Origin of the sequence: Chromobacterium alkanivorans (assembly GCF_016937655.1) — a bacterium.
GTDB lineage: Bacteria > Pseudomonadota > Gammaproteobacteria > Burkholderiales > Chromobacteriaceae > Chromobacterium > Chromobacterium alkanivorans.
In genome coordinates this window covers 1-980 of the sequence record NZ_JAFHKL010000039.1, presented here as the reverse complement: position 1 = coordinate 980, position 980 = coordinate 1, and the positions used below count along the sequence as shown (strand labels likewise).

Annotated in this window: 2 protein-coding genes; both read left to right on the top strand. The window is 65.2% G+C overall.

The window, feature by feature from the left end; genetic code table 11:
• Positions 1-182: 182 nt before the first annotated feature.
• Entirely contained in the window at positions 183-545 is a 363-nt protein-coding gene (locus JW897_RS24585; protein WP_275899902.1) for a hypothetical protein, read from the top strand.
• Between the two features lie 18 nt (positions 546-563).
• The coding region (locus tag JW897_RS24090; protein ID WP_205467930.1) for a ribosomal eL19 family protein at positions 564-980 on the top strand (417 nt) is incomplete at its 3' end.

Genomic DNA, 980 nt, shown 5'->3' with positions numbered 1-980 from the left:
ACTCAGCGCAACACTGTCCGCGTCCAGCAAGGGGCTGTGCAATTCGATCAAGCGCATGCCTGTCCTCCTTTCCCGTGTCCGAACCTTGGCCGCGTCATCAGCTTTTCACCTGCATGCCCAGCTTCTTCAGATCCACGCCGGTGTCCGAGTAAGACGCGCCGGTGTAGGAGTAGCTGACCCCGGTGGTGGAGCAACTGGAGCCGGTGCTGGACACGCTGGAGCCGGTGCTGCTGACCGAGGAGCCGGTGGTGGACATGCTGGAGCCGGTGACGCCGGTGGACGAACCGGTGACCGAGATCGACGAGCCGGTGACGCTGGCGGAGGCGCCGGTGGTGGACACCGAGCAACCGGTGACGCTGGCGGACGAACCGGTGGTGGACATCGAGCAACCGGTGACGCTGGTGGACGAACCGGTGGTGGACATCGAGGTGCCGGTGATGCTGGTGGACGATCCTGTATCCGACATCGAGGTGCCGGTCACGCTCTTGGAGGTGCCGGTCACCGAGCAACTATTGCCGGTGACGCTGCTGGAGGTGCCGGTATAAGAGGACGACACCCCGGTCATGCTTTGCGACATGCCGGTGGCCGACACGCTGGTGCCGGTCATCGAGGTGGACACGCCGGTCATGCTCTGCGAAGTGCCGGTCACCGAGGTGCTGGTGCCGGTCAGGCTGGTGGACACCCCGGTGAAGCTGGTGGACACCCCGGTGAACCCGGTCGAGATCCCGGTAAAGCTGGTGGACACGCCGGTAAAGCCGGTGGACACCCCGGTGAAGCCGGTGGAGACGCCGGTAAAGCTGGTGGAAACCCCGGTGAAGCTGGTGGACAGGCCGGTGAAGCTGGTCGACACCCCGGTGAAGCTGGCCGACAGGCCGGTAAAGGACACCGACACCCCGGTGAAGCTGATCGAGGCGCCGGTGACCGAAGTGGAGGTGCCCTTGACCGAGGTGTTCTTGTCCTGCCCCACCGCCTCCGAGCTA